Origin of the sequence: Staphylococcus croceilyticus, assembly GCF_002902575.1 — a bacterium.
Taxonomy (GTDB): Bacteria; Bacillota; Bacilli; order Staphylococcales; family Staphylococcaceae; genus Staphylococcus; species Staphylococcus croceilyticus.
The window spans coordinates 23,453-48,812 of sequence record NZ_PPRD01000020.1; the positions used below are offsets into that span (position 1 = coordinate 23,453).

The following is a 25,360-nucleotide window of genomic DNA, read 5'->3' on the forward strand; positions in this document are numbered from 1 at the left end:
TAAAGCAAAGAGGCTAAGATAGCTTGAATTCTTTGAGAAATTAAAACCCCGTTATCACGATAACGGGGTTTTTACTTCATTTTCTAGCAAATAAAAGATGAACAATGATAGAGAGGTGTAATAATGGGGCATTATTATGATGAGAATCCTGAAGTTCAAAGTGATGAAAAGGTGATTCATTACCATTATCACCAACATGAATTAACTTTAACTACGGATGCTGGTGTGTTCTCTAAAGGGAAAGTTGACTTTGGTTCTGATACGCTTGTTCAAACATTTCTAAATGAACATCCTCCAGGTCCAAGCAAAAAGGTTATTGATGTTGGCTGTGGTTATGGGCCAATTGGTCTGATGATTGCAAAAGTTTCACCACATCATCACATCACAATGGTTGATGTGAATCAACGTGCTTTAAACTTAGCTGAAAAGAATAGAAAAGCGAATCACATAGATAATGTAGAGATAAAAGAAAGTGATGGCTTATCGCAAGTTGAAGATAATAGTTATGATTTTGTTTTAACTAATCCTCCTATCCGTGCAGGTAAAGAGGTTGTTCATCGTATTTTTGAAGAGGCATATTCAAAGTTAAAAGATCAAGGTGAATTATATGTGGTCATTCAAAAGAAACAAGGTATGCCTTCTGCTAAAAAGAAAATGGAAGAGATATTTAATAATGTAGAAACTGTGAATAAAAATAAAGGCTACTACATCTTGAAAAGTCGAAAAGGTTGATTTCAAGGTAGTATTCTGATATAGTTATAAAATGTAAAAATTTATGTTCAATAAGTGTGTACTTTTACGCAAAATGAGTACGTAAAACAAGAATAATTGCAGAATCGAAAATGGTGTCATCAGTTGTGTTGCCGTTTTCTTTTTGTCTTGTTATGCGACTTTTTGTTTTGTGTATCAGTTTAGCACGCAATATTTGAGGGGTGAATCTGTTTGGCAGGTCAAGTTGTCCAATATGGAAGACATCGTAAACGTAGAAATTATGCGAGAATTTCAGAAGTATTAGAATTACCAAACTTAATAGAAATTCAAACTAAATCTTACGACTGGTTCTTAAAAGAAGGTTTATTAGAAATGTTCCGTGACATTTCACCAATTGAAGATTTCACTGGTAACCTTTCTTTAGAATTTGTAGATTACAGATTAGGTGAACCAAAATATGATTTAGAAGAATCTAAAAACCGTGACGCTACTTATGCTGCACCTCTTCGTGTTAAAGTACGTCTAATTATCAAAGAAACTGGAGAAGTCAAAGAACAAGAAGTGTTCATGGGTGACTTCCCATTAATGACGGATACAGGTACGTTTGTAATTAATGGTGCAGAACGTGTTATCGTTTCTCAATTAGTACGTTCACCATCCGTTTATTTCAATGAAAAAATCGACAAAAATGGTCGCGAAAATTATGATGCGACAATCATTCCTAACCGTGGTGCATGGTTAGAATACGAAACTGATGCTAAAGATGTAGTTTATGTTCGTATTGATAGAACACGTAAATTACCTTTAACAGTATTATTACGTGCTTTAGGTTTCTCTAATGATCAAGAAATTATTGATTTATTAGGTGATAGTGAGTATTTACGCAACACACTTGAAAAAGACAGCACTGAAAATACTGAACAAGCATTATTAGAAATTTATGAACGTTTACGTCCTGGTGAACCACCAACAGTTGAAAATGCTAAGAGTCTATTATACTCACGTTTCTTCGACCCTAAACGTTATGATTTAGCAAGTGTTGGTCGTTACAAAACAAACAAAAAATTACACTTAAAACACCGTTTATTCAACCAAAAATTAGCTGAACCAATCGTTAATAGCGAAACTGGTGAAATTGTTGCTGAAGAAGGCACAGTTTTAGACCGTCGTAAATTAGACGAAATTATGGAAGTTTTAGAAACAAATGCTAATAGTGAAGTGTTTGAATTAGAAGGTAGCGTTATTGACGAACCTGTTGAAATTCAATCTATTAAAGTATATGTACCAAATGATGAAGAAGAGCGTACAACTACTGTAATCGGTAATGCTTTACCAGATTCAGAAGTGAAATGTATTACTCCTGCTGACATCATTGCCTCAATGAGTTATTTCTTTAACTTATTAAATGGCATTGGTTATACAGATGATATTGACCATTTAGGTAACCGTCGTTTACGTTCAGTTGGTGAACTTTTACAAAACCAATTCCGCATCGGTTTATCAAGAATGGAACGTGTTGTACGTGAAAGAATGTCAATTCAAGACACAGATTCAATTACGCCACAACAATTAATCAATATCCGTCCTGTAATTGCATCAATTAAAGAGTTCTTCGGTAGCTCTCAATTATCTCAATTCATGGACCAAGCTAACCCATTAGCTGAGTTAACACATAAACGTCGTCTTTCTGCCTTAGGACCTGGTGGTTTAACACGTGAACGTGCTCAAATGGAAGTACGTGACGTTCACTATTCTCACTATGGTCGTATGTGTCCTATCGAGACACCAGAGGGACCAAACATTGGTTTGATTAACTCATTATCAAGTTATGCGCGTGTTAATGAATTTGGTTTCATTGAAACACCATATCGTAAAGTAGACTTAGATACTAACTCTATTACAGATCAAATCGATTACTTAACAGCTGATGAAGAAGATAGCTATGTAGTTGCCCAAGCGAACTCTCGCTTAGATGAAAATGGCCGTTTCTTAGACGACGAAGTTGTTTGTCGTTTCCGTGGTAACAACACAGTTATGGCTAAAGAAAAAATGGACTACATGGACGTATCTCCTAAACAAGTAGTATCAGCTGCGACAGCATGTATCCCATTCTTAGAAAACGATGACTCTAACCGTGCGTTAATGGGTGCGAACATGCAACGTCAAGCGGTACCATTGATGAATCCAGAAGCACCTTTCGTAGGTACTGGTATGGAACACGTAGCAGCACGTGACTCAGGTGCGGCAATCACTGCTAAACACAGAGGTCGTGTTGAACACGTTGAATCTAATGAAGTATTAGTACGTCGTTTAGTTGAAGAGAACGGTACTGAACACGAAGGTGAATTAGACCGTTACCCATTAGCTAAATTCAAACGTTCTAACTCAGGTACTTGTTACAACCAACGTCCAATCGTTTCTGTTGGCGATGTAGTTGAATACAACGAAATCTTAACTGACGGACCTTCAATGGAACTAGGCGAAATGGCTTTAGGCCGTAACGTTGTAGTTGGTTTCATGACTTGGGACGGTTATAACTACGAGGATGCTGTAATCATGAGTGAACGTTTAGTTAAAGATGACGTTTACACTTCAATTCATATTGAAGAATATGAATCAGAAGCGCGTGATACTAAACTAGGACCTGAAGAAATCACTCGTGATATTCCTAACGTTTCTGAAAATGCACTTAAAAACTTAGACGATCGCGGTATCGTTTATGTTGGTGCTGAAGTTAAAGACGGTGACATCTTAGTGGGTAAAGTAACGCCTAAAGGTGTAACTGAATTAACAGCTGAAGAAAGATTATTACACGCTATCTTCGGTGAAAAAGCACGTGAAGTACGTGATACATCATTACGTGTACCACATGGTGCAGGCGGTATCGTACTAGATGTTAAAGTATTCAATCGTGAAGAGGGCGATGATACTTTATCACCAGGTGTAAACCAATTAGTACGTGTTTATATCGTTCAAAAACGTAAAATCCATGTTGGGGACAAAATGTGTGGTCGTCACGGTAACAAAGGGGTTATCTCTAAGATCGTTCCTGAAGAAGATATGCCTTACTTACCAGATGGACGTCCAATTGATATCATGTTAAACCCACTTGGTGTACCATCACGTATGAACATCGGACAAGTTTTAGAGTTACACTTAGGTATGGCTGCTAAAAACTTAGGTATCCATGTTGCATCACCAGTATTCGATGGTGCTAACGATGATGATGTATGGTCAACAATTGAAGAAGCTGGTATGGCTCGTGACGGTAAAACTGTCTTATACGATGGTCGTACTGGTGAACCATTCGATAACCGTATCTCTGTTGGTGTAATGTACATGCTTAAACTTGCACACATGGTTGACGACAAATTACACGCTCGCTCAACTGGTCCATACTCACTTGTTACACAACAACCACTTGGTGGTAAAGCACAATTCGGTGGACAACGTTTCGGTGAGATGGAGGTATGGGCACTTGAAGCATACGGTGCTGCATACACATTACAAGAAATCCTAACTTACAAATCTGACGATACTGTAGGTCGTGTTAAAACTTACGAAGCTATCGTTAAAGGTGAAAACATCTCTAGACCAAGTGTTCCAGAATCATTCCGCGTATTGATGAAAGAATTACAAAGTTTAGGTTTAGATGTAAAAGTAATGGATGAACATGATAACGAAATCGAAATGGCTGACGTTGACGATGAAGATGCAACTGAGCGCAAAGTAGACTTACAACAAAAAGATGTTCCAGAAACTCAAAAAGAAACTACTGACTAATTAGCAATTAAGTATAGAAATAATACGAAGTAAAAGATAAAGGTTCTAAGGAAAGTTAAGGTCCCTACTTTAACTTTCCTAGACGCTATCTTTTCTGACTTATTTTTAGTTTCAATAAATGTGAATCAATCAAATAGCACAGCTAATCTAAATTGAAGGAGGTAGGCTCCTTGATTGATGTAAATAATTTCCATTATATGAAAATCGGTTTAGCCTCACCTGAAAAAATCCGTTCTTGGTCTTACGGTGAAGTTAAAAAACCTGAAACAATTAACTATCGTACTTTGAAACCAGAAAAAGATGGTCTTTTCTGTGAAAGAATATTTGGACCTACAAAAGACTGGGAATGTAGTTGTGGTAAGTACAAACGTGTACGTTACAAAGGCATGGTATGTGATAGATGTGGCGTAGAAGTAACTAAATCTAAAGTACGTCGTGAAAGAATGGGACATATTGAATTAGCAGCTCCTGTATCTCATATTTGGTATTTCAAAGGTATCCCAAGTCGCATGGGTCTTTTATTAGACATGTCTCCTAGAGCATTAGAAGAAGTTATTTACTTCGCTTCTTATGTTGTAGTAGATCCAGGTCCAACTGGTTTAGAGAAAAAATCTCTATTATCTGAAGCAGAATTCAGAGATTACTATGATAAATACCCAGGCCAATTTGTAGCTAAAATGGGTGCTGAAGGTATTAAAGACTTATTAGAAGAAATTAACTTAGACGAAGAATTAAAAACGTTACGTGATGAGTTAGAATCTGCGACTGGTCAAAGATTAACTCGTGCCATCAAACGTTTAGAAGTTGTAGAATCATTTAGAAATTCTGGTAACAATCCTTCATGGATGATTTTAGATGTACTTCCAATCATCCCACCAGAAATTCGTCCAATGGTTCAATTAGATGGTGGCCGTTTTGCTACAAGTGACTTAAACGACTTATACCGTCGTGTTATCAACCGTAACAACCGTTTAAAACGTTTATTAGACCTTGGTGCTCCTGGTATCATCGTTCAAAACGAAAAACGTATGTTACAAGAAGCAGTAGATGCTTTAATTGATAACGGTCGTCGTGGTCGTCCAGTAACTGGTCCAGGTAACAGACCATTGAAATCACTTTCTCACATGTTGAAAGGTAAACAAGGTCGTTTCCGTCAAAACTTACTTGGTAAACGTGTTGACTACTCTGGACGTTCAGTTATCGCAGTAGGACCAAGCTTGAAAATGTATCAATGTGGTCTACCTAAAGAAATGGCGCTTGAATTATTCAAACCATTCGTTATGAAAGAATTAGTTCAACGCGAAATTGCTACAAACATTAAAAATGCTAAAAGTAAAATTGAGCGTATGGATGACGAAGTATGGGATGTATTAGAGGATGTTATTAGAGAACACCCTGTATTACTTAACCGTGCACCTACACTTCACAGATTAGGTATCCAAGCATTCGAACCTACTTTAGTAGAAGGTCGTGCAATCCGTCTTCACCCACTTGTAACAACTGCTTACAACGCGGACTTTGACGGTGACCAAATGGCCGTTCACGTACCTTTATCTAAAGAAGCACAAGCTGAAGCTCGTATGTTAATGTTAGCTGCTCAAAATATCTTGAACCCTAAAGATGGTAAACCAGTAGTTACACCATCACAAGATATGGTATTAGGTAACTATTACTTAACTTTAGAACGTAAAGATGCTGTTAACACTGGTGTTATTTTCAATGACACTAACGAAGTGCTTAAAGCTTATGGAAATGGTTATGTTCATTTACACACTCGTATTGGTGTACATGCTAAATCATTTAACAATCCAACGTTCACTGAAGAACAAAACAATAAGATCTTAGTTACATCAGTAGGTAAAGTTATCTTCAATGAAATCATTCCAGATTCATTTGCTTACATTAATGAACCTAGTCAAGCTAACCTTGAAGGTCAAACACCAGATAAATACTTCATCAATCCAACTGAATTAGGTGAAGGTGGTCTTAAAGAATACTTCGAGGATAAAGAACTTATTGAACCATTCAATAAAAAATTCTTAGGAAATATTATCGCTGAAGTCTTCAACAGATTTAGCATTACAGATACATCTATGATGCTTGACCTTATGAAAGACTTAGGTTTCAAATATTCATCTAAAGCAGGTATCACAGTTGGTGTATCTGACATCGTGGTACTTCCAGATAAACAACAAATCTTAGATGAACACGAAAAATTAGTTGAACGTGTATCTAAACAATTTAATCGTGGTTTAATTACTGAAGATGAACGTTATAACGCTGTTGTTGAAATTTGGACTGACGCTAAAGACCAAATTCAAGGCGAATTAATGCAATCTCTTGAGAAAACAAACCCAATCTTCATGATGAGTGACTCTGGTGCCCGTGGTAACGCATCTAACTTTACACAATTAGCCGGTATGCGTGGATTAATGGCTGCGCCATCAGGTAAAATTATCGAGTTACCAATCACATCATCATTCCGTGAAGGTTTAACAGTATTAGAATACTTCATCTCTACACACGGTGCGCGTAAAGGTCTTGCCGATACAGCCCTTAAAACAGCTGACTCAGGTTACCTTACTCGTCGTCTTGTTGACGTTGCACAAGACGTTATCGTTCGTGAAGAAGACTGTGGTACTGACCGTGGTTTATTAGTTTCTGATATCAGAGAAGGTACAGAAATGATTGAACCATTTATCGAACGTATCGAAGGTCGTTATTCTAAAGAAACTATTCGTCACCCTGAAACAGATGAAATTATCATCCGTCCAGACGAATTAATCACAGCAGAAATTGCTAAGCAAATTACAGATGCTGGTATCGAACAAATGTACATCCGTTCAGCATTTACTTGTAACACTCGTCACGGTGTTTGTGAAAAATGTTACGGTAAAAACCTTGCTACAGGTGAAAAAGTTGAAGTGGGTGAAGCAGTTGGTACCATCGCCGCTCAATCAATCGGTGAACCAGGTACCCAACTTACAATGCGTACATTCCATACAGGTGGGGTAGCCGGAAGCGATATCACACAAGGTCTTCCACGTATCCAAGAGATTTTCGAAGCGCGTAACCCTAAAGGTCAAGCGGTAATTACGGAAATCGAAGGTGTAGTTGAAGATATTAAATTAGCTAAAGATCGCCAACAAGAAATCGTGATCAAAGGTGCTAACGAAACTAGATCTTACTTAGCTTCAGGTACTTCAAGAATTGTAGTTGAAATCGGTCAATCAGTTGAACGCGGTGAAGTATTAACTGAAGGTTCTATCGAGCCTAAGAACTTCTTAGCTGTTGCTGGTTTAAATGCGACTGAAAGCTACTTACTTAAAGAAGTACAAAAAGTTTATCGTATGCAAGGTGTAGAAATCGACGATAAACACGTTGAAGTAATGGTTAGACAAATGTTACGTAAAGTTAGAATCATCGAAGCTGGTGACACTAAACTATTACCAGGTTCATTAGTTGATATTCATAACTTTACTGACGCTAACAGAGAAGCATTCAAAGAACGTAAACGCCCAGCTACTGCTAAGCCAGTATTACTTGGTATTACTAAAGCTTCTCTTGAAACAGAAAGCTTCTTATCAGCTGCTTCATTCCAAGAAACTACTCGTGTACTTACTGATGCTGCTATCAAAGGTAAACGTGATGACTTATTAGGTCTTAAAGAGAACGTAATTATCGGTAAGTTAATCCCAGCTGGTACAGGTATGAGACGTTATAGTGACGTTCAATATGATAAAGCTGGAACACCAGTGTCTGAAACTGAAGAAGTTGAAGTTACTGAATAATAGATGAGATAAAATCTGTTTAAGATTTATCTTCATTACTGACGAGACGGGGCTTATCAATCTTTTGAGAATGAAGCCTCGCTCTCGTTCTTTATTTTTTGAAAATGAGTAAAAAGTCTGTAAAAAATGTTGACTTGATATGTTTAAAAGTGTTACTATATTAAAGGTTGATGCAAGCAGAACTTTGGAGGATATTTTAATGTCTAATGAAAAAGTTGCACGCTTTAACAAACAACACTTTGTGGTTGGTCTTAAAGAAACGCTTAAAGCGTTGAAACGAGATCAAGTTGCATCATTGATTATTGCTCAAGACGTTGAAGTCCATTTATTGGCTCGCGTATTTAGCCAAATCAATCATAAAAATATATCTATTTCATATTTTCAAAGCAAACAAGCTTTAGGGAAATATGTAGGTATCAATGTTAATGCAACAATTGTTGCGTTATTGAATGAGAATTAGTAAGTATATTGCTTACTAAATTTTATTTAACCTAAAAATGAACCACCTGGATGTGTGGAATTAAAAAGTGAAGAGAGGAGGACATTTCAATGCCAACTATTAACCAATTAGTACGTAAACCTAGACAAAGCAAAACTAAAAAATCAGATTCACCAGCTTTAAACAGAGGTTTCAATAGTAAAAAGAAACAATTTACTAACTTAAACTCACCTCAAAAACGTGGTGTTTGTACTCGTGTAGGTACTATGACACCTAAAAAACCTAACTCAGCTTTACGTAAATATGCACGTGTGCGTTTATCAAACAATATTGAAATCAATGCATACATTCCTGGTATCGGCCATAACTTACAAGAACACAGTGTTGTACTTGTACGTGGTGGACGTGTAAAAGACTTACCTGGTGTGCGTTACCATATCGTACGTGGTGCGCTTGATACTTCAGGCGTTGATGGACGTAGACAAGGTCGTTCATTATACGGAACTAAAAAACCTAAAAATTAAGATTAAGATTGTGTAAATTTTAATATCAATTTTTGAGAATATACTATAATAGGAAGGGAGGATTTTCATTATGCCTCGTAAAGGATCAGTACCTAAAAGAGACGTATTACCAGATCCAATTCATAACTCTAAGTTAGTTACTAAATTAATTAACAAAATTATGTTAGATGGTAAACGCGGAACAGCTCAAAGAATTCTTTATTCAGCATTTGACCTTGTGGAACAACGCAGTGGTCGTGATGCTTTAGAAGTATTCGAAGAAGCAATCAACAACATTATGCCAGTATTAGAAGTAAAAGCTCGTCGTGTGGGTGGTTCTAACTACCAAGTACCAGTTGAGGTACGCCCAGAACGTCGTACTACTTTAGGATTACGTTGGTTAGTTAACTATGCTCGTCTTCGTGGTGAAAAAACTATGGAAGATCGTTTAGCTAACGAAATCTTAGACGCTGCTAATAATACAGGTGGTGCAGTTAAAAAACGTGAGGATACTCACAAAATGGCTGAAGCGAACAAAGCATTCGCTCACTACCGTTGGTAAGATAAAAGCTTTAACCCTGAGTGTGTTCCGTCGACAAATTGGTTTACCAAGCTAAGATGGTTCATGCTTAGGGCATCGCCATATTCTATAGTACTTATTCAGTAATAACTGGAAGGAGAAAAACAATGGCTAGAGACTTTTCATTGAAAAACACTCGTAACATCGGTATCATGGCTCACATCGATGCTGGTAAAACAACTACGACTGAACGTATTTTATACTATACAGGTCGTATCCACAAAATTGGTGAAACACACGAAGGTGCTTCACAAATGGACTGGATGGAACAAGAACAAGACCGTGGTATTACTATCACATCTGCTGCTACAACAGCACAATGGCAAGGCCACCGTGTAAACATTATCGATACTCCAGGACACGTAGACTTCACTGTAGAGGTTGAACGTTCATTACGTGTACTTGACGGTGCTGTTACTGTACTTGATGCTCAATCAGGTGTAGAACCTCAAACTGAAACAGTTTGGCGTCAGGCTACTACTTATGGTGTACCTCGTATCGTATTCGTAAACAAAATGGATAAATTAGGTGCAAACTTCGATTACTCTGTAAGCACAATTCACGATCGCTTACAAGCTAACGCTGCACCTATCCAATTACCAATTGGTGCCGAAGACGAATTTGAAGCTATCATCGACTTAGTTGAAATGAAATGCTTCAAATATACAAACGACTTAGGTACAGAAATTGATGAAATTGAAATTCCTGACGATCACAAAGATAGAGCAGAAGAAGCTCGTGCTAACTTAATCGAAGCAGTTGCTGAAAGCAATGACGAATTAATGGAAAAATATCTTGGTGACGAAGAAATTTCAGTTGAAGAATTAAAAGATGCTATCCGTCAAGCTACTACTGACGTAGAATTCTACCCAGTACTTTGCGGTACAGCATTCAAAAACAAAGGTGTTCAATTAATGCTTAACGCAGTAATCGATTACTTACCATCTCCTTTAGATGTTAAACCAATCGTTGGACACCGTGCTGAAAATCCTGAAGAAGAAGTAATTGCTAAACCAGATGATTCAGCTGAATTCGCTGCATTAGCATTCAAAGTTATGACTGACCCTTACGTTGGTAAATTAACTTTCTTCCGTGTATATTCAGGTACATTAACATCAGGTTCTTACATTAAGAACTCAACTAAAGACAAACGTGAACGTGTAGGTCGTTTATTACAAATGCACGCTAACTCACGTCAAGAGATTGATACTGTTTACTCAGGTGATATCGCTGCTGCAGTTGGTCTTAAAGATACAGGTACTGGTGACACATTATGTGGTGAAAAGAATGACATTATCTTAGAATCAATGGAATTCCCTGAACCAGTTATCCACTTATCAGTAGAACCAAAATCTAAAGCTGACCAAGATAAAATGACTCAAGCTTTAGTTAAATTACAAGAAGAAGACCCAACATTCCATGCTCACACAGATGAAGAAACTGGACAAGTTATCATCGGCGGTATGGGTGAGTTACACTTAGACATCTTAGTTGACCGTATGAAGAAAGAATTCAACGTTGAATGTAACGTAGGTGCTCCAATGGTTTCATACCGTGAAACATTCAAGCAATCTGCACAAGTTCAAGGTAAATTCTCTCGTCAATCTGGTGGTCGTGGTCAATACGGTGATGTTCACATTGAATTCACACCTAACGAAACTGGCGCAGGTTTCGAATTCGAAAATGCTATCGTTGGTGGTGTAGTTCCTCGTGAATACATTCCATCAGTTGAAGCTGGTCTTAAAGATGCTATGGAAAATGGTGTCTTAGCTGGTTATCCATTAATTGATGTTAAAGCTAAATTATTTGATGGTTCATACCATGATGTCGATTCATCTGAAATGGCCTTCAAAATTGCTGCATCATTAGCACTTAAAGAAGCTGCTAAAAAATGTGATCCAGTTATCTTAGAACCAATGATGAAAGTTACAATCGAAATGCCTGAAGAATACATGGGTGACATCATGGGTGACGTAACAGCTCGTCGTGGACGTGTTGATGGTATGGAACCTCGTGGTAATGCACAAGTTGTTAACGCTTATGTACCACTTTCAGAAATGTTCGGTTATGCAACTTCATTACGTTCTAACACTCAAGGTCGCGGTACTTACACTATGTACTTTGACCACTATGCAGAAGTTCCAAAATCAATCGCTGATGACATCATCAAAAAAAATAAAGGTGAATAATTAAACTTGTTTTAACTAGTAAATCTAGTTAAAATACAGCTTGAGCTTATTATTTAAGCTATCATCTTTATGAATTGATTTTTTGTGAAAAATGCATTATAAAAGAACTATGAATTCTTTTCAGAACAATCATTATTTCTCATGATGGTGAGAAACTATCATGAGAGATAATATTGAAATAACTTTTACTAGAATAGGAGAGATTTAATAATGGCAAAAGAAAAATTTGATCGCTCAAAAGAACATGCCAATATTGGTACTATCGGTCACGTTGACCATGGTAAAACTACTTTAACAGCTGCTATCGCAACTGTATTAGCTAAAAATGGTGACACTGTTGCACAATCATATGACATGATTGACAACGCTCCAGAAGAAAAAGAACGTGGTATTACAATCAATACTGCACACATCGAATATCAAACTGACAAACGTCACTATGCTCACGTTGACTGCCCAGGACACGCTGACTATGTTAAAAACATGATCACTGGTGCTGCTCAAATGGACGGCGGTATCTTAGTAGTATCTGCTGCTGACGGTCCAATGCCACAAACTCGTGAACACATCTTATTATCACGTAACGTTGGTGTGCCAGCATTAGTAGTATTCTTAAACAAAGTTGACATGGTTGACGATGAAGAATTATTAGAATTAGTTGAAATGGAAGTACGTGACTTATTATCTGAATACGACTTCCCAGGTGACGATGTACCTGTAATCGCTGGTTCAGCATTAAAAGCTTTAGAAGGCGATGCTCAATATGAAGAAAAAATCTTAGAATTAATGCAAGCAGTTGATGATTATATTCCAACTCCAGAACGTGATTCTGACAAACCATTCATGATGCCTGTTGAGGACGTATTCTCAATCACAGGTCGTGGTACTGTTGCTACAGGCCGTGTTGAACGTGGTCAAATCAAAGTTGGTGAAGAAGTTGAAATTATTGGTATCCATGATACTTCTAAAACAACTGTTACAGGTGTAGAAATGTTCCGTAAATTATTAGACTACGCTGAAGCTGGTGACAACATCGGTGCATTATTACGTGGTGTTGCTCGTGAAGACGTACAACGTGGTCAAGTATTAGCTGCTCCAGGTTCAATCACACCTCACACTAAATTCAAAGCAGACGTATACGTTTTATCTAAAGACGAAGGTGGACGTCACACTCCATTCTTCTCAAACTATCGTCCACAATTCTATTTCCGTACTACTGACGTAACTGGTGTTGTTAACTTACCAGAAGGTACAGAAATGGTTATGCCTGGCGACAACGTTGAAATGACAGTAGAATTAATCGCTCCTATCGCTATTGAAGACGGTACTCGTTTCTCAATCCGTGAAGGTGGACGTACTGTAGGATCAGGCGTTGTAACTGAAATCATCGAATAATTTTAATTATTCTTTGTTTCAAAGACTCCCTTAGGGGAGTCTTTTTTTATATACATAAAAATGGGCAATTTTGCCTTTTATTCGGTTAATCGCTCTCATGTTACACTGTGTAAATCTCATATCCTATAATAAATAAAGAAATGTCTATGATTAACTCAATGTAAGAGTCAACAAAGACATTTCTTTATAAAATCAATCTCTATCCAATTTTAAAACACGTTTTCAATTTCTAATATTTTCAAGAATTCACTAGCTGCATACTTAAATGCGGCTTCATCTATATCGAAATGGGGGTTATGATGAGGGGCTGTAATTCCTCTATCTTTATTGCCACAACCTGTTAAGAAAAATGCCCCTGGGCGAACTTTTAAATAATGAGAGAAGTCTTCGCCAATCATCATAAGCTCTGATTCATTGAAGCGTAAATGCATTTCATTAGCTGCTTGTTTCACTACCTCATAGCCACTGTTATGATTATGCACCGGTAAGTATCCACGAATATATTCCATCTCATAAGTAATATCGTTTGCTAAGGCAAGACCTTGCAATAACTTATCCATTTTATTTTGAATGTGCGCCTGTAACGCTGTATCAAACGTACGTACAGTACCTTTACAAAAAGCAGAATCTGGAATGACACTATCTGAAGAACCCGCTTGTACCATGCCAAAAGTCAACACAGCTTCTTTAACTGGGTCGATGGTACGTGATACTATCTTTTGTGCACTAATAATAAACTCAGCCATAATTACAATAGGATCAATCGTTTCATGAGGTTTTGCGCCATGGCCACCTTTACCTTTAATTGTAATTGAGAATTCATCTGGAGAGGCCATAATCGCCCCAGGACGTGAATAAATGGTACCTGTAGGGTAACCACTCCATAAATGCGTTCCATATATTTTATCGACATCTTTGAGGCAACCATCATCAATCATTTCTTGTGAACCACCAGGCATAATTTCCTCGCCATATTGAAAGATAAATACAACATTCCCTTTTAATAAATGACGATGCTCATGAACAATTTCTGCCACACCTAATAGAATGGCTGTATGTCCGTCATGGCCACATGCATGCATAAAGCCATCATTTTTAGATTTATAAGGAACATCATTTAACTCCTGTATAGGCAACGCGTCAAAATCAGCTCGGAACGCTACAGTTGGACCATTTCCTTTACCTTTAAATATAGCCTTAATACCATTACGTCCTACTGGCGATTCAATTTCGCAATCTAAATGACTTAATTGATTAAGTATATAATTATGCGTCTATGTTTCCTCGAAAGAAGGTTCAGGATATTGATGCATATAACGACGCATCTGAATCATTCTACTTTCCTTTTTACTGGCTAATTGAAACCAATCCATTACACTCACGCCTTCTTCCTCTTTATTATGATTTTTAGTATATCAAATTCTTAATTCTCTCAATAGTTCCTTTTTTTATTTTTTGAAAATGGAGTTCTAAAACACCTAAAATTCTGTAATAAATACACATTGAAAATACAGTTGTACATGGTATGAAGAATATGAAATATATTGAATTTACAGGCATGATAGTGCTTTCATGTTCATCAAAAATCAGTTATGATAATGTTGATAAATAAATAAAAGGGGAAATGACAATGGTTCAATCTTTACACAACTTTTTAGAAGAAAATATCCAATATTTAAAAGATAATGGGTTATACAATGAAATTGATTCAATTGAAGGTGCAAACGGCCCAGAAATTACTATCAATGGAAAACAATATATTAACTTATCTTCAAATAACTATTTAGGACTAGCTACAAACGAAGATTTAAAAACTGCTGCTAAATCAGCAATTGATTCTCATGGTGTAGGTGCGGGTGCCGTACGTTCAATTAATGGTACTTTAGATTTACATGATGAATTAGAAAAAACATTAGCTGAATTTAAAGGTACTGAAGCAGCTATCGCTTATCAATCAGGATTCAACTGTAATATGGCTGCTATTTCAGCAGTAATGAACAAAAATGATGCTATCCTTTCAGATGAATTAAACCACGCATCTATTATTGATGGTTGTCGTTTATCAAAAGCTAAAATCATCCGTGTTAACCACTCTGATATGGACGATTTAAGAGCGAAAGCAAAAGAAGCTGTTGAATCTGGTCAATACAACAAAGTTATGTACATCACTGATGGTGTATTTAGTATGGATGGAGACGTTGCTAAATTACCAGAAATCGTTGAAATCGCTGAAGAATTTGGTTTAATCACATACGTTGACGATGCACACGGTTCTGGTGTAATGGGTAAAGGTGCAGGTACAGTTAAACATTTCGGTTTACAAGATAAAATCGACTTCCAAATCGGTACACTTTCAAAAGCAATTGGTGTAGTTGGTGGTTATGTAGCAGGTAGTAAAGAACTTATCGACTGGTTAAAAGCTCAATCAAGACCATTCTTATTCTCAACTTCATTAGCGCCTGGCGACACTAAAGCTATTACTGAAGCTGTAAGAAAATTAATGGCTTCTACTGAATTACATGATAAATTATGGGATAACGCTAAATACTTGAAACAAGGATTAGAAAAATTAGGTTTCAATACTGGCGAATCAGAAACACCAATTACTCCAGTAATTATCGGTGACGAAAAAGAAACACAAGAATTCAGTAAACGTCTTAAAGATGAAGGTATCTATGTTAAATCTATCGTCTTCCCAACAGTTCCACGTGGTACTGGTCGTGTAAGAAATATGCCTACTGCAGCACACACTAAAGAAATGTTAGATAAAGCTATTGCAGCTTATGAAAAAGTAGGTAAAGAACTAGGAACAATTAAATAATAAAACGACTACGTTTTAATAATGTTATAACATCCATAGGCTACTAGGCTTGTGGATGTTTTTTATATTATAGAGTGATAAACTAAAAATAATATAACGTATAAACATTTTAGAAAGAGAGATAAGTTTATGCATGAATTAAGACAATTAAGTTATCAAGATGAAGAAGCATTAGTGCAGTATTTAAAAGAGTGGTATGACAATGAGGAAAAAATTGTACCAGCTAATACGGATTTAGCGAAATACGATTCTTTTAAACAAATGGTTGATGAGCTTAATAAAGAAGACGCAGATGTAGATTGGGTGCCTACCACAACATTGTTTTATTTTAAAGATAATCAAATTGTAGGAGCTGTCGATATTCGTCATAAATTAAATAAACGTTTAACTAATATAGGCGGGCACGTAGGTTACGGTGTAAGGAAATCATTTAGAGGCCAAGGTATCGCTTCAACAATGCTTATAGAAGCTTTAAAAGTTTTGAAGACGTTAGATGTTGAGACCGTATTAATGACATGCAACCCTAAGAATTATGCTTCACAAGCAGTTATGAAACATTGTGGAGGGTACGAAATAACACCTTATACAAAGAAAAATGGTAACTTGGTTAGTCGCTTTGAAATACCGAATGATTGAAAGGAACAGTGTATGAAAGATCTTAAAGTAGTTTACGCATTAATTCAAAATGAAAATGGCGAGGTATTACTTGTTCATAATACAGATGACGATGGATGGTCATTACCAGGTGGTAAGGTAGAATATGGTGAAACACTAGTGGAAGCATTAGAACGTGAAGTGATGGAAGAAACTGGTTTGACTGCTAAAGTAGGTGATATCGTTAGTATCAATGAAGGTAAATCAACTCGTATGGATGTACATACTTTATTTATTATGTTTAAAGTAACAGTGGATGAGTATAAAACAGAAATCCATATGAAAGATGAAATTGCAGAATTACGTTGGCTAACAGTTGAAGAAGCGGATGAGAAGTTAGTCTACTATCATCATAGTTTGAAGGAGTTCTTGTCTAATAAAGCGACGTATTATAACGAAGGCTACGTGGATTAAACTTAGATAGTTTTTAGTTTAGAAAAAATCATTCTTCACTGGTGAAGAATGATTGGCGTCAAAAGTTTATAAATAGTTTCATAGTAATATGAAATCGCAAGGTTTCTCTAATGAGTGTCCTTTTATTTATAGTATAAAGATAACACCATTTAAACATCTTCACAATACTCAGTTAATGTTTTTTATAAAATAAATTAATATTCACAGTTTTGTTTTTTTTAAGTTCGAAAATGTATTTATTTGACTTGGTTGTAGGGTAATTAGTTAATAATTATGAATATACATATATGGGGGCGTTTAAATGCTAGTATTAAATGAGCAAGATCAACAGCAATTGTTGAATATGGAAGAAGTCATTGAGGAAGTAGCGCAGTCGTTGCAAGCATTTTCAGAGGGAAAAACAGAAACACCATTACGCTATGTCTTACCATTCAATAATGAAAATAGATATTTAGTTATGCCAGCACTCTCAGATGAATTAAAAATAGTTGGCATCAAAACTGTAACATTTGCACCGGATAATCCTAAAAAAGGCAGAAAAACAATTACAGGATCTGTGTTATTAAGTGATTACGAAACTGGAGAAACGTTAGCGGTGTTAGATGGTAGCTACTTAACTAAAATTCGAACTGGTGCAATTTCAGGCGTAGCTACTAAATATTTAGCACGTGAAGATGCGAAAATATTATGTGTGATTGGTGCAGGAGACCAAGCTGAGGGTTTAATTGCAGCAGTGATGGCAGTTAGAAACATAGAAACTGTGCACTTCTCAAGTCGAACTAAAGAAAATGCGGAACGTTTAGCTCAAAATGTAGAGAAAGAATATAACGTGTCTACAAAAGTATTTGATGAGGCAGACGATGCAATGGAAGAAGCGGATATCGTAGTGACAGCAACTAATTCAACAAAACCAGTATATTCGCATTCATTACATCCTGGCGTTCATCTGAATGCAGTCGGTTCGTTCAAACCAGAAATGCAAGAATTGCCATCTGAATCCATGTTAGTTGCTAATAAGATTGTAGTAGAATCTGTCGAAGCAGCCATGGAAGAAACGGGTGATTTAAAAGTACCTCAAGAAGAAGGTATTATCACACAAGAATCACTATATGGAGAACTTGGCGATATCGTAGCAGGTAAAATCCCTGGACGTGAAGATGATAAAGAAGTCACTTTATTTAAGTCAGTAGGCTTGGCAATTGTAGATATTGTAGTAGCGAATTATTTCTATAAAAAAGCAGTGGAAAATAGCGGAAAGTAATAAATAGAAATATATAAATAGAAAACCGTGTAGATGGCACTTAATTGTACCATTTACACGGTTTTATCATTATTGAAATAAGTTTATGCTGATTTTTTACGGTTACGTAAGTAAACTAAACCGGCACCTGTAATAACTAATACGATAGCAATGCCATGTTCTGCAATATCTCCATTTTTACCAGTGTTAGGCAATTGAGTAATAGGAGTGTGATGAGATGTCATAGGTGCGTTAGTTGCTGTATTCTCATTACTTTTAGCAATATTGCGTGACTCATGTGATTGAGTTGCATCTAATTGCTGTTTATCGAATGCAGTTTTTCCTTCTTGAGAAGGTTGGTTTATCGATACTACGGTGTTAGATGATGTATCTGATTTCTCATTAGTATGTGTGACTTTATGGCACACGCTTGTTGCGTCATTATGATTAGCTGCTTGATGATGCGTTTTAACTTCGTTTGTTTTAGCATCTTGTCCTTTTGTTTCTACTTGATCTGAAGTGTGATCTTGATGTTGCGTAGGGAAGGTGATGATGTTATCGCCTTCATGGTGGTTATGTTTACCACTTGCTACGTGTTCTTTTGTTGCTTCATTTTCAGAAGAAGAGTGGTTATCTGAACAGTGGTGTGCGTCTTGATCTTCATGGTGGGCCACTTCGCCGTTATGTTTAGGCGCATCCACGTTCGCTCCTCCATCAGTATTTCCAGGTTGAGGTGTGCCGTTAGCGTTATTGTGATTATCGCCAGTGTGAGCGCCTGTATTAGGCTGTTCATCACTTTCAGGCTGACCGTTAATAATACGTACAGGCTCTATCGTATCATATTTGCTTAAATCCGCTTCTTTAATATATTGTGCCACGACAGCATCTAGAGAAATGCCTTCTTCGCGTTGTCCGCCAAACATATCATAGCCATCGCCTTGATTAGCTGTGAAATCATTTGTTGTGACATAATATGTGCGATTTGGATCTAAGTCTTCGTACGCACCTGTTTCTTTATTTAATACTTTAATCGCATTCACGCGATGTCCTGCTTTTTTGTTGATATCAAAGTATACGCGAATGGAGTCTGACACTTGTAAGAAGCCACCGTTTGGAGCTAATACCGTTTTGCCATCTTGCGTTTCTGTGTCTGAACCAAGACTATGTTCGAATGCTTTTTCCACATCTGAACCTTTAACTTGAATTTGTGAAATTAAGTTTCCGAACGGTAATACTGTAATAATGTCGTTTTCTGTTATTTTACCTTTTTCAATAGAAGCGCGAATTCCGCCACCATTTGTCACCGCGAAGTCTGGTTGGTGTGAGAAGTTCTTAGCGCCATATGCTTCCATTGCATCTGTAATTAAGTTGCCTAAATTGGTTTCTTGTGTACGCGCTTGAGCACGTTCTCCATTAAATGTCACGGTGTTATTAGGAATTACCACTGTAGACGTTTCTTTCAAGAATTCATCGTTGGCTTTCTTCGTTTGAGCTTCAATTTGAGGATCAGCTGTCACATCTTTAGCGTCCGCCACATTGATTAGTGAAGCATTAACGTTAGAAGCTTTTTTATTTTGAAAATTAAAATCAACACGGCCTACATTAGCTAGTGCCGTTCCAGTCTGAGCAAGGACATTGTTTGTACCGTAATGTTCACCATGTTCAATGACAGTGTGTGAATGTCCATCTAATACAAAAATTGGTTGTTTGAAAGCGCCATTTTTAGTTAATTGATCGATAAGATAATCGCCACGCCAAATAGACTTTGTCGATTTATCTACACCTAAATGCGATAAAATGACGAACACATCGACCTTATTTTTAATATCTGTCATTGCTTGCGTCACACTAGGAAGCGGGTCTTTGAATTCGACTCCTTCTACCGCAGTAGGAGACGTCTTTGTCTTCGTTTCAGGTGTTGTCACACCTACAATTCCATAACGAATATTATTTTTATTGACGATAGTAGAAGGTTGGAACACTCGCTGTCCGTTTTTATAAATATTAGATGAAACCATTGGGAAGTTAACTTGTTTCTGTAAACGCATTAATTGATCATAACCAAAGTCAAATTCGTGGTTTCCGATAGTCATCGCGTCGTAGCCCACGCCGTTCATCGATTTAGCCATTTCTTTACCTTTAGATTTGTTAGAGACTGGTAACCCTTGAAAAGCATCGCCAGAATCAACGACTAAATCTGGATGATATTGTTCTTTGAGGCCTTTAACTTTAGCCATACCAATTACTCTACCTTCATCTTCTACAAAACGGCCATGAATGTCATTAGTATGTAAAATTGTATGCTTTGCAGTATTAGTAGAAGTCTTAGGAGTTGGTGCAACTGCTTTTATTGATGGTTTAGCAGATTTTGATGATTTTGTTGCTTGAGTTGTGTCTTTGGGAGTCTCTGTTTTAACTTTTTGTGTTGTGTCTGCGGTAGTATTTGATGTTTCTGTAGTGTTGTTATTTTGTGGTTGTCGCACTGAATCTTGTGTAGTTTTTGAACTTTTGTTCTCTTGCGTAGAAGGTTGAGTTGCCACTTCTTGAGAAGGTGCTTCAGTAGATGTTTTTTCTTCAGTTTTTGAAGATGTTGCCACCTTATGAATTGTTGGCGAAGCAGTTTTGTTAACTTCTTGAGAAGGTGTTTCTACCGATGCTTCATTTTTTGAAAAGGCAGAACCTTGAGATGAATCAGAGGGCTTCTCTGAAGTAGCCGGTTGTGTAGAAGGTGACGTCGCATCTTGATGTGATGCCGTATCTTGTTGTGATGATTTCACTTCTTGATGTGTGGTGGTTGTACCTTGTTGAGAAGGTGTTTGTACTGATGTAGTTGTTTCAGTACTAGCAGCATTATTAGACGAGTTAGTATCTTGTGTTTCGGCAGCGTAGGATGTACCAGATACTAAACCGAATGCTAAAAATAAAATAAGTATGAATGGAACGAGATACTGTTTCATATTAGCCTCCTTTATGAATAAAATTTACATTTTCATCTTAGCATAAGGCGAGGGATATAAAGCTTTCTTGTGGGATTATTTACGTTAATTTTAAAAATAATTAATAAATATGGTGTTTTGGGTGCTAAGTATCTCTGACTTTTCAAAAAAAGAGAAAAGTAAAAAGGATGTATTTTGTGAGTATACAAGAAAGCGCTTTTATACTATAATAAACATGTAATCAGGGACTATGTATTCTCTGGAAGGACAATTATACGTGTAGAACACACAAAGGGAGCTTTTATTTATGGAAAGAATAGTTATTACAGGAGCGCTTGGTCAAATTGGGACTGAGTTGGTATTAAAATGTCGTGAAATTTATGGGAATGATAATGTTTTAGCGACGGATATTAGAGAGCCTGAAGAGGGTTCAACGGTTGCTAATGGACCGTTTGAAATTTTAGACGTTACTGATCGCGATAAAATGATGCAAATCGTTGAGAACTTTAAAGCGGATACGTTAATGCATATGGCAGCGTTATTATCTGCGACTGCTGAAAAGAATCCTATTTTAGCATGGGATTTAAATATGGGCGGTTTAATGAATGCTTTAGAAACTGCTAGAAAATATGATTTACATTTCTTCACGCCAAGTTCTATTGGTGCGTTTGGTGATTCTACGCCTAAGAAGAATACGCCACAAAATACGATTCAACAACCTACTACAATGTATGGTGTGAATAAGGTTGCTGGTGAGTTATTATGCCAATATTACTTCAAAAAATTCGGCGTGGATACGCGTAGTGTGAGATTCCCTGGTCTTATTTCTCATGTTAAAGAGCCAGGTGGCGGTACGACTGACTATGCGGTTGAGATTTACTTTGAAGCGGTTAGAAAAGGTCGTTATACAAGCTATATCGCGAAAGACACTTACATGGATATGATGTATATGGATGATGCGATTGATGCGATTATTAAATTGATGGAAGCGGATGCTGACAAGCTTGAAACGCGTAATGGTTATAACTTAAGTGCGATGAGTTTCGAGCCTGAGGAAATTAAAGCTGCGATTCAAAAACATTATCCTGATTTCGTGTTAGATTATGAAGTGGACCCAGCACGTCAAGCGATTGCGGATAGCTGGCCTGATAATATTGATACTAGTTATTCTCGTAAAGAGTGGGGCTTTGATCCTAAATATGATTTAGCTGGTATGACTGAATTAATGTTAAAAGCGATTGAAGAAAAAGAGAAAAATAAATAAGTTTGATGTATTGAACTAGCAGGGTCGTCGTGCCCTGCTAGTTTTTTGTGTGAAGGAGAGTTCTAAGATAGATTTCACTCTCTTTAGTTGCTCGATTTCCTGGGGTGCTGTCTCAGCCTGTAGTCTTCGACTAGCACTGCTCCCCTAGGAGTCTCGCAACTACGTTTCGCTATCTATCTTAGGACTTCTTATATAACTCTGTGTGCACATACTTTCTATATATATAGTATCTCTATTATTTTAACTAATTTAATTAGTAATATTTACATAAATTTTATTAACAAAATTTAAGTATAATATCTTTAATAATTATTAATTTTCAATTTCAAAGAATAGTTTAGGAGCAATGAAGGATTTAAATTAATTGTTAATGTATGTTATTTTTGAAGAAAGGGTTTACAATAAGGATTTAGTTTGAATTTTTTGAAAATTTATTGAATAGAAAATATGAGATTGCTATAATTTAAGTTACTATTAATCAGGAAAACAGTAGGAGGTTTTCATCATGTCAGAAAAAGTTAAATTTGAACAACGCGAGACACTTAAAGAAAAACCAGAAGGCAATTTGGGATTTGGTCAGTACTTCACAGATTATATGCTAAGTTTTGATTATGATGCAGAAAAAGGATGGCATGATTTAAAAATCGTTCCTTATGCACCATTTGAAATTTCTCCAGCAGCACAAAGTCTTCACTATGGTCAAGCTGTATTCGAAGGATTAAAAGCCTATAAACATAATGGCGAAGTTGTATTATTCCGTCCAGATCAAAACTTCAAACGTATCAACGATTCATTAGCTCGTTTAGAAATGCCTAAAGTAGATGAAGAATTATTATTAGACGGATTAAAACAACTTGTTGATGTTGAACGTGATTGGGTACCTGAAGGTGAAGGTCAATCACTATATATCCGTCCATTCGTTTTTGCGACTGAAGGTATCTTAGGTGTAAGAGCATCAAAACAATATAAATTATTAATCATCTTATCTCCATCAGGTGCATATTATGGTGGCGATACATTAAAATCAACTAAAATCTATGTTGAAGACGAATATGTGCGTGCTGTACGTGGTGGTGTAGGTTTCGCTAAAGTAGCAGGTAACTATGCAGCAAGCTTATTAGCACAAACTAACGCAAACCAATTAGGCTATGACCAAGTATTATGGTTAGACGGTGTTGAACGTAAATACGTTGAAGAAGTAGGTAGTATGAATATTTTCTTCGTTGAAAATGGAAAACTTGTTACACCAGCATTAAATGGTAGTATCTTACCAGGTATCACACGTAAATCAATTATTGAATTAGCTAAAGAACTTGGCTATGAAGTTGAAGAACGTAAAGTAGGCATCGATGAATTATTCGAAGCATACGATAAAGGTGAGTTAACAGAGGTATTCGGTTCAGGTACAGCAGCAGTTATTTCACCAGTAGGCGTATTAAAATATGAAGACCGTGAAATCGTAATTAACAATAATGAACCAGGTGAAATCACTAAAAAATTATATGACACTTACACAGGCATCCAAAGTGGTAAATTAGAAGACAAACACGGCTGGAGAGTCGTAGTACCAGAATATAAATAATAGAGAATTTATTGAGCTAGAAACGCTAGAATAAAGCAGTTTCTAGCTTTTTTGTTTTATTTGAGGAATGATGAATGGATACGATTTTGAATACTACTTTTATAAAAATAATTAATTATTATTTGATAAAAACTTAAAAACTACTTTTAAAAAAAGAGTAGGTGAAAATTAGTAAAAAAAATAAAATCATATTAGCAATAGTTTATTAAGAATAAATAAGTTTTCAATAATATAGACAAATAAATATATAAACTAAATGATATAATATCAATGAATAGAGAACTCTAATTAAAATGCTTCTTTTAGATAATATATATAATTAAAAGTTTGTAAAATAATTAAAGGTGAGTAAAATGGACAATTATATCTTGAAACTAGGATTAGGTCTTTGGAAATCTTTATTACTATTATTAATAATTTATCTTGTAAAAGAAATAGTAAGATTAATAGTTGAAAACGAAATAAATAAAAGAAAAAATAAAGAAGAAATTCAATATAAATACGCGGAAAAATTACTAGACAAAAAAGTGCCGGTCTATATTGAACATTATTCTTTTTTGAAGCAATCAATAGGAATTTATAAACATATAGTTGAAAATTATAATGATTTTAATAATTGGAATGATAAAGTATATGATAATCTAAAAAATAATAAGATATATGATTTTAAAGATTCAGATAAGGCATATCGAGAAAGTGTAGGTTACAGAACTTGTGAAAATTTAAGCCATTATATTAGTGTAGCAGAAGACTTTAAAATAAAATCCATGAATAAATTAAGTCTTAATCAGTTATTTATTAATGATCGTTTAATTGAAAAATCTAATAAAATTAATAATTTAATAGATAAAGAGCTAACGAATTTAATTAAAATAAGAGATACACTTGAAGAGCAATACGAATTAACTAATGAAGAATTTTTAGAACTATTTAATAAGGAAATGACTGCAATAAATAGTGAAATATTTATCAAAGAAATAGAACGTTACTTGGAAAAAGTTAAAAGCGAATTCTATATAGAGTATAATGTTGAAAAACAAAAAGACTATATATAATAT

At 36.0% G+C, this 25,360-nt stretch carries 16 protein-coding genes and 1 pseudogene; 15 read left to right on the forward strand and 2 right to left on the reverse strand.

The genetic code is table 11. The features are described 5' to 3' along the window. Positions 1-123: 123 nt before the first annotated feature. The 8 genes from CD128_RS04265 (at position 124) to tuf (ending at position 13,391) form a co-directional block, all read left to right on the forward strand. Positions 124-732: a class I SAM-dependent methyltransferase gene (locus CD128_RS04265; RefSeq protein WP_103328830.1), complete on the forward strand. Its 609-nt coding sequence runs from the start codon at positions 124-126 to the stop codon at positions 730-732. A 210-nt stretch (positions 733-942) separates the two neighbouring features. Continuing rightward, positions 943-4,494, forward strand: a complete 3,552-nt coding sequence (gene rpoB / locus CD128_RS04270; protein ID WP_103328831.1) for a DNA-directed RNA polymerase subunit beta — start codon at positions 943-945, stop codon at positions 4,492-4,494. A gap of 197 nt (positions 4,495-4,691) precedes the next feature. Further along, positions 4,692-8,285, forward strand: coding sequence for a DNA-directed RNA polymerase subunit beta' (gene rpoC / locus CD128_RS04275; protein ID WP_167797505.1), 3,594 nt, complete (start codon positions 4,692-4,694; stop codon positions 8,283-8,285). Positions 8,286-8,484: 199 nt separating this feature from the next. Further along, positions 8,485-8,745, forward strand: a complete 261-nt coding sequence (locus tag CD128_RS04280; RefSeq protein ID WP_103297568.1) for a ribosomal L7Ae/L30e/S12e/Gadd45 family protein — start codon at positions 8,485-8,487, stop codon at positions 8,743-8,745. A gap of 89 nt (positions 8,746-8,834) precedes the next feature. After that, complete coding sequence (rpsL, locus tag CD128_RS04285; RefSeq protein WP_103328833.1) at positions 8,835-9,248, forward strand: 30S ribosomal protein S12; 414 nt, start codon at positions 8,835-8,837, stop codon at positions 9,246-9,248. A gap of 70 nt (positions 9,249-9,318) precedes the next feature. Continuing rightward, positions 9,319-9,789, forward strand: a complete 471-nt coding sequence (gene rpsG, locus CD128_RS04290) for a 30S ribosomal protein S7 (protein WP_001137495.1) — start codon at positions 9,319-9,321, stop codon at positions 9,787-9,789. A 125-nt stretch (positions 9,790-9,914) separates the two neighbouring features. After that, positions 9,915-11,996, forward strand: coding sequence for an elongation factor G (gene fusA / locus CD128_RS04295; RefSeq protein ID WP_103328834.1), 2,082 nt, complete (start codon positions 9,915-9,917; stop codon positions 11,994-11,996). A gap of 210 nt (positions 11,997-12,206) precedes the next feature. Continuing rightward, complete coding sequence (gene tuf / locus CD128_RS04300) at positions 12,207-13,391, forward strand: elongation factor Tu (RefSeq protein WP_103328835.1); 1,185 nt, start codon at positions 12,207-12,209, stop codon at positions 13,389-13,391. Between the two features lie 209 nt (positions 13,392-13,600). Here the strand turns inward: tuf and CD128_RS04305 are convergent. Beyond that, positions 13,601-14,764, reverse strand: a pseudogene (locus CD128_RS04305) (M20 family metallopeptidase). A gap of 257 nt (positions 14,765-15,021) precedes the next feature. Here CD128_RS04305 and CD128_RS04310 point away from each other — a divergent pair. The 4 genes from CD128_RS04310 (at position 15,022) to CD128_RS04325 (ending at position 18,541) form a co-directional block, all read left to right on the forward strand. Then, on the forward strand, positions 15,022-16,212 hold the full coding sequence (locus CD128_RS04310) for a glycine C-acetyltransferase (protein WP_103297573.1): 1,191 nt from the start codon (positions 15,022-15,024) through the stop codon (positions 16,210-16,212). A gap of 129 nt (positions 16,213-16,341) precedes the next feature. After that, positions 16,342-16,848, forward strand: coding sequence for a GNAT family N-acetyltransferase (locus tag CD128_RS04315; RefSeq protein WP_103328836.1), 507 nt, complete (start codon positions 16,342-16,344; stop codon positions 16,846-16,848). Positions 16,849-16,860: 12 nt separating this feature from the next. Then, positions 16,861-17,280, forward strand: a complete 420-nt coding sequence (locus CD128_RS04320) for an NUDIX hydrolase (protein WP_103328837.1) — start codon at positions 16,861-16,863, stop codon at positions 17,278-17,280. Positions 17,281-17,581: 301 nt separating this feature from the next. Further along, complete coding sequence (locus CD128_RS04325; protein WP_103328838.1) at positions 17,582-18,541, forward strand: ornithine cyclodeaminase family protein; 960 nt, start codon at positions 17,582-17,584, stop codon at positions 18,539-18,541. 83 nt (positions 18,542-18,624) lie between these two features. On the opposite strand, the gene CD128_RS04330 is transcribed toward CD128_RS04325, so the two are convergent. Continuing rightward, complete coding sequence (locus CD128_RS04330) at positions 18,625-21,477, reverse strand: 5'-nucleotidase C-terminal domain-containing protein (protein ID WP_103328839.1); 2,853 nt, start codon at positions 21,475-21,477, stop codon at positions 18,625-18,627. Between the two features lie 286 nt (positions 21,478-21,763). Between CD128_RS04330 and CD128_RS04335 the strand changes: the two genes are divergently transcribed. From CD128_RS04335 to CD128_RS04345, 3 genes are all read left to right on the forward strand, one after another. Next, a complete protein-coding gene (locus tag CD128_RS04335; RefSeq protein ID WP_103328840.1) occupies positions 21,764-22,720 on the forward strand; it encodes an L-threonine 3-dehydrogenase in 957 nt (318 codons plus the stop codon). 505 nt (positions 22,721-23,225) lie between these two features. After that, a complete protein-coding gene (locus CD128_RS04340) occupies positions 23,226-24,302 on the forward strand; it encodes a branched-chain amino acid aminotransferase (RefSeq protein ID WP_103328841.1) in 1,077 nt (358 codons plus the stop codon). A 368-nt stretch (positions 24,303-24,670) separates the two neighbouring features. Further along, positions 24,671-25,357, forward strand: coding sequence for a hypothetical protein (locus tag CD128_RS04345; protein WP_231917254.1), 687 nt, complete (start codon positions 24,671-24,673; stop codon positions 25,355-25,357). Positions 25,358-25,360: the final 3 nt, after the last annotated feature.

Excerpts from the sequence above, each read along its gene's own strand:
- CD128_RS04265 (WP_103328830.1), top strand. The coding sequence starts at position 124 with ATGGGGCATTATTATGATGAGAATCCTGAAGTTCAAAGTGATGAAAAG.
- rpoC (WP_167797505.1), top strand. The coding sequence starts at position 4,692 with ATGAAAATCGGTTTAGCCTCACCTGAAAAAATCCGTTCTTGGTCTTAC.
- CD128_RS04280 (WP_103297568.1), top strand. The coding sequence starts at position 8,485 with ATGTCTAATGAAAAAGTTGCACGCTTTAACAAACAACACTTTGTGGTT.
- rpsL (WP_103328833.1), top strand. The coding sequence starts at position 8,835 with ATGCCAACTATTAACCAATTAGTACGTAAACCTAGACAAAGCAAAACT.
- rpsG (WP_001137495.1), top strand. The coding sequence starts at position 9,319 with ATGCCTCGTAAAGGATCAGTACCTAAAAGAGACGTATTACCAGATCCA.
- fusA (WP_103328834.1), top strand. The coding sequence starts at position 9,915 with ATGGCTAGAGACTTTTCATTGAAAAACACTCGTAACATCGGTATCATG.
- tuf (WP_103328835.1), top strand. The coding sequence starts at position 12,207 with ATGGCAAAAGAAAAATTTGATCGCTCAAAAGAACATGCCAATATTGGT.
- CD128_RS04310 (WP_103297573.1), top strand. The coding sequence starts at position 15,022 with ATGGTTCAATCTTTACACAACTTTTTAGAAGAAAATATCCAATATTTA.
- CD128_RS04315 (WP_103328836.1), top strand. The coding sequence starts at position 16,342 with ATGCATGAATTAAGACAATTAAGTTATCAAGATGAAGAAGCATTAGTG.
- CD128_RS04320 (WP_103328837.1), top strand. The coding sequence starts at position 16,861 with ATGAAAGATCTTAAAGTAGTTTACGCATTAATTCAAAATGAAAATGGC.
- CD128_RS04325 (WP_103328838.1), top strand. The coding sequence starts at position 17,582 with ATGCTAGTATTAAATGAGCAAGATCAACAGCAATTGTTGAATATGGAA.
- CD128_RS04330 (WP_103328839.1), bottom strand. The coding sequence starts at position 21,477 with ATGAAACAGTATCTCGTTCCATTCATACTTATTTTATTTTTAGCATTC.
- CD128_RS04335 (WP_103328840.1), top strand. The coding sequence starts at position 21,764 with ATGGAAAGAATAGTTATTACAGGAGCGCTTGGTCAAATTGGGACTGAG.
- CD128_RS04340 (WP_103328841.1), top strand. The coding sequence starts at position 23,226 with ATGTCAGAAAAAGTTAAATTTGAACAACGCGAGACACTTAAAGAAAAA.